Origin of the sequence: uncultured Caballeronia sp., assembly GCF_964243625.1 — a bacterium.
GTDB lineage: Bacteria > Pseudomonadota > Gammaproteobacteria > Burkholderiales > Burkholderiaceae > Caballeronia.
The window spans coordinates 1-4,517 of sequence record NZ_CAXTGZ010000497.1 but is presented as its reverse complement, the minus strand read 5'-3'; the positions used below and the strand labels follow the sequence as shown (position 1 = coordinate 4,517).

At 61.1% G+C, this 4,517-nt stretch carries 5 protein-coding genes; 1 reads left to right on the top strand and 4 read right to left on the bottom strand.

What is annotated here, in order from left to right; genetic code table 11:
• Positions 1-245: 245 nt before the first annotated feature.
• From pip to ACFFAR_RS25550, 3 genes are all read right to left on the bottom strand, one after another.
• Positions 246-1,193 carry a prolyl aminopeptidase gene (gene pip / locus ACFFAR_RS25560; RefSeq protein WP_174364560.1) on the bottom strand — a complete coding sequence of 316 codons (948 nt, stop codon included), beginning with the start codon at positions 1,191-1,193 and terminating at the stop codon, positions 246-248.
• A gap of 78 nt (positions 1,194-1,271) precedes the next feature.
• Positions 1,272-2,198, bottom strand: coding sequence for an EamA family transporter (locus ACFFAR_RS25555; protein WP_174364559.1), 927 nt, complete (start codon positions 2,196-2,198; stop codon positions 1,272-1,274).
• Complete coding sequence (locus tag ACFFAR_RS25550; RefSeq protein WP_174364558.1) at positions 2,195-3,358, bottom strand: alpha/beta fold hydrolase; 1,164 nt, start codon at positions 3,356-3,358, stop codon at positions 2,195-2,197. Before ACFFAR_RS25550 ends, ACFFAR_RS25555 begins: the two co-directional genes overlap by 4 nt.
• Before the next feature lie 120 nt (positions 3,359-3,478).
• Here ACFFAR_RS25550 and ACFFAR_RS25545 point away from each other — a divergent pair, with 120 nt between their 5' ends.
• Positions 3,479-4,039: a CGNR zinc finger domain-containing protein gene (locus ACFFAR_RS25545; protein WP_174364557.1), complete on the top strand. Its 561-nt coding sequence runs from the start codon at positions 3,479-3,481 to the stop codon at positions 4,037-4,039.
• A 230-nt stretch (positions 4,040-4,269) separates the two neighbouring features.
• On the opposite strand, the gene ACFFAR_RS25540 is transcribed toward ACFFAR_RS25545, so the two are convergent.
• A partial coding sequence (locus ACFFAR_RS25540) for a hypothetical protein (protein ID WP_375508690.1) occupies positions 4,270-4,517 on the bottom strand: 248 nt, incomplete at its 5' end.

The following is a 4,517-nucleotide window of genomic DNA, read 5'->3' as shown; positions in this document are numbered from 1 at the left end:
CGAGTCGGTTGTCTCCGGTCGCAAATCGGGTGCTGAAATGGCCCGCCTTTACGGTGTCAGCGAACCTACCGTTTCGCGTATCGTGGCCGCACACCGGCAAAGCATGGAAGTTAAATCGGCGTAGGCATCCGCGACGGCGATCAATGGTTATTCGGCTTCTGAGCCGAAAGCCGTCTTGCGACAGTGTTTCAACCGTTCGTTTTGACATCAGTATCGGTGTGCAACAAAGTACGTCAGACTCCGGCTCAGATTTTGGCGTACCGATCCGTCGCGCGGACAAGCTGGTCAAGGATACCCGGTTCGGAGAAGGCGTGACCTGCGCCTTCGATCAGGCGGAAGTCCGCTTCTGGCCATGCCTTGTGGAGCTCCCACGCGTAGCGAACGGGGCATGGCATGTCATAGCGACCGTGAACGATCGTGCACGGTATCGATCGTATCTTGCGTACGCCGCGCAGCAATTGACTTGGCTCGAGCCAGCAACTGTTGAGAAAGTAGTGAAGCTCGATGCGGGCGAAAGCGAAGGCATAATGTTCATCGTCGTGCAGCGCGGACGTGACCGGCTCAGGTAGCAGCGTCGCCACCTCGCCCTCGAACAGGCTCCACGTGCGCGCAGCGGCGATCTGATCGTCGCGCGAGCCAGTCATCACGCGCCGGTGATAGCCCTCGATCAGGTTGCCGCGTTCCCAAGCCGGTATGTTCGCGACCAGGCGCTCATATTTGTCGGGGAACAGCTCCGACACGCCAAACTGGTGCAACCAGTGCAGCTCGGGCGACGTGCACGTGGAAATGCCGCGCAGGACGAGCTCGCATACGCGGTCGGGGTGTGATTGCGCATAAGCCAGCGCAAGTGTCGAACCCCAGGAACCGCCGAAGACCAGCCAGCGCTCAACACCCGCCGCTTCGCGAAGTCGTTCGATGTCGGCGACCAGATCCCAGGTCGTATTGGCTTCGACACGAGCATGTGGTGTCGATCGGCCGCACCCCCGTTGATCGAAGAGCGTAACGTCGTAGAGCGAGGGATCGAAGACGCGGCGGTGAAGAGGCGATATGCCTGCGCCCGGCCCGCCGTGAAGAAAGACTGCGGGCTTGGCACCGGGGGTGCCGCAACGCTCGAAGTACACACGGTGCCCACCATCCACCTCGATCGCACCAGTCGCATAGGGTTCGATGGGAGGATAGTAGGTGCGCAGCATCAGTGATCTCCTCTTCCGTTTGAGTTGACGGGAAGATCGGCGGAGTGACCCGACCCTCCTCGAAATGTGCGGGGAGGCTCAATGGGTCGGCAATCCGGGAGCCGTTCGCCGTGCCAGCAGATCGCGTCCATTGACCAGGACGATGCCCGCAAGGATAACGATCGTTCCGAGGACGAACGGTAGGGTTAGCCGATCGCCCAGGACAGCGACGCCGAACCCGATCCCGAAAACCGGCGTCATAAGCGTCAGCACGCCAAGCCGAGAAGCGAGGTAGCGCCGCAGTAAGGTGAACCAGGCCAGGTAGCTTGCAACGGAAATGACGATGGTCTGGTAGGCGAGGCTCGCAAGCAGCGTCGTCGAAGGCGTCATGGCCGTCTGCCCGAGCACCACGGCGGCCCCGGTCGCCATGACCGCGCCACAGGCGAGCTGATACCATAAAGTCACCGCAGGAGACGTAGATGTGAGCCGCGACGTTCGCACGACGATCGTCGTCGCGCCCCATGCCGCACCAGCCGCGATACCCAGACAATCACCGATCCAGGCTCTGCTCCCCGTCACCGTGTCGCCGCGCCCTGAAAATGTCAGAATGATCCCGGCGATGGCGATGATGATGCCGAGCCATTGCGCCGCCACGAGCCGCTCCTCAACGAGTGTCAGGTGAAGCCCCAGTGCCGCGAAGATCGGCGACGTATAGAGGAAGATCGAGATGTGCGACGCGCTGGTGAAGTGCAGGCCCACAGCGAACAGAATGAATTCCAGACCAAAGAGTATGCCGGCGACCAGGGCCGGCCGCCAGGTTCCTCCGCCCAGTTCGCGGTACTGTCCGCGAACAAGGATGATGAGGAACATTACGACGGCAGCCGCGGCCGAGCGAAGCCCGACCTGTAGCAGCGGGGACATCGCCGGTTCGGCCAGTTTGATGACGACCTGCTGCGTTCCCCAAATCGCGCAAAGGGCAGCCATCGTTGCTGCTGCCGTGCCGTCAATTGCTTTGCGGCTGTTCACAGGCGATGCTCAAGTCGAAGCCGAAGCAGCGGCGACGCGTTCAATAAGTTGTCGATGCTGTCGGAGGCGTGCGCGCGCAGATCATCGGCGTAAAGTTCGGGTGCCTCCGAAGCAGGAAAATGCCCTCCTTTCGGCATGACGGTGTAGCGACGCACGTTGTACAGCCGCTCGGCAAGCTCGCGCGGCGCGAGCGCCAGGTCGTGCGGCCACATGGCGATCGCGGTCGGAGCACGAACATAATCGTCGGGCTTTAGCGGCGGACGAAGGCGGGTTCCTTCGTAATAATACCGTATCGATGACCCGATCGTGTTGGTCGCCCAGTAGATCATCAAATTGTCGATCAGCGTCTCTATTGGCCAGACGGAAAGCAAGTCATTGTGGCAGTCAGTCCAGCCGTGAAACTTTTCCACGATCCAGCTCGCCAAGCCCGTCGGCGAGTCGGCGAGGCCGAAGGCGAGCGTCTGGGGCTTGGAACTCTGGATCGCCTGATACCCGCCTTCGTCATTGTCCCAAATCGCGGCACGGCGCGCATAGGCGGCTTCCGCTTCGGTTGCGGGTTTATCGCCCGGCCTATCGGGTTTGGGCGCGACTGCGGAAACATGCAGCGCGAGAACGCGATGCGGATGATGGAGCGCGATACGCGTCGCGATGCCGGACCCGATGTCCGTGCCCGCCACGAAGAAACGGTCATATCCAAGCGCCGTCATCAGCTTGGGGTACAGATCGGCCGGCTCAACCTGGTAGGGCAGGTTTGGCTTGTCCGAGAAGCCAAAGCCCGGATGGGTCGGGATCACGACATCGAATGAAGGATCGCCGGCCCCAAGCAGCGGAGCGAGGCGCTGATATTCGACGAAGCTTGACGGCCAACCGTTCATCAGGAGCAGCGGCACGGGCCGCTCGCCGCGTCCACGAAAGTGCAGGAAGTGCACGCCGTATCCGTCGATCGTCGCGCGGTGATGGGGAAGTCGGTTGAGAACCGTCAGGCGTTCGCGCCAATTATAACGATCCCGCCAGTAGCTGACGAGAGCCGCGAGGAAGCCGCGTTCGGTTCCCTGGTCCCAGTTCGTCGTGACAGAGTCGTTCCATCGCACGGCTGCAAGGCGACGATGCAGGTCGTCGACCATCGGCTGGTCGTAAGCTATCTCGAATGGCGCGATCATGACCGGTTTCCTTGCTCGTGCCACGCCCGCGCTCCCCGTGGCGATGAGCAGCGCGATCGCGTCTCGACGCGTCAGCACGTGGCGGCAACTGTAGACAACATGCGTTACCTGCTATAGGTCATGACCGGTAACGGCAAGGAAATAAAAATGCCCGAACATCGTGAGGCAACTCCGACCGAGCTGCGCGACTTGGAGTCCTTCCTTTGGCGCGATCTCGATAGCCTGGCAGCGTGGCGCGCCTGGATGGAGCAGCGCCAGTTCGATGGGCGCGAGGCGGAGGCGAGCTTTGCAGAGGCGGTCGCAATTCAGGAAGCGCTTCGCCAACTTGAAGCTGTCAACAATGGCACTGTCTCATTGGCAGGCGCGTCGAACGCTATGAGCAGGCTTAATCAGGCGATCGAGCACCACGCGCTCAGACCAAAGGTCACCGCAGATGGAATTCGAATGGACGCCGGTGCGGGCGATCCCGTCGGGCACGTGCTTCAAAATTTGCTTCATGCAATGGTGACCAACCTGTGGCCGCGCTTTAAACTATGCCGAGACACCGCGTGCCAGGCTTCCTTCTTCGATAGCTCGAAAAACGGCAGCAAAATCTGGTGCTCGATGGAGATTTGCGGCAGCCGCAATAAAATGAGGCGGCACCGGGCAAAGGCTGAGGCATCCGCGCGGAGCGCTGCATAACGTCCCCGTCGGTTATCAAAAGAAGAATATTCCAGCTGCGCCACAACCGGTCGGTTTCGATACCCGCGCTGGACACGCGTGCGTGCGGTTTTGTGAAGGTCAGAACCCCGCTTTATAATGTCGGCTGCGGGAAACCAGCTCAGTTATGAATGTCATAGGGCTGTTGCTGCTGCTGAAAAGACCGCTCCGGGGTACCGTGAATCTGTGTCCAAATAATGCACAGCGGCCGATTACGAACGAGCCCGGTCGGCGAGCATCTCCTCGATGTAGTCGATGCCGTCGGCGGTGAACGCGTCGATCGAGGGATCATCGTCGTCGGCGCTGTCGATCACCGACAGGTAGCCGTCCTTGGGTCGCATGGTCTCGGCGAGTTCCTCGATGACCGCCTGCTCGACCCCGAGCTTCTGGGCGACGAACCGGGCGGTGAACACCATCGAGAGGTAGGCCACTACGCCGCCTCGGCCAGTTGGATCGGCTG

Excerpts from the sequence above, each read along its gene's own strand:
- pip (WP_174364560.1), bottom strand. The coding sequence starts at position 1,193 with ATGCTGCGCACCTACTATCCTCCCATCGAACCCTATGCGACTGGTGCG.
- ACFFAR_RS25550 (WP_174364558.1), bottom strand. The coding sequence starts at position 3,358 with ATGATCGCGCCATTCGAGATAGCTTACGACCAGCCGATGGTCGACGAC.
- ACFFAR_RS25545 (WP_174364557.1), top strand. The coding sequence starts at position 3,479 with ATGACCGGTAACGGCAAGGAAATAAAAATGCCCGAACATCGTGAGGCA.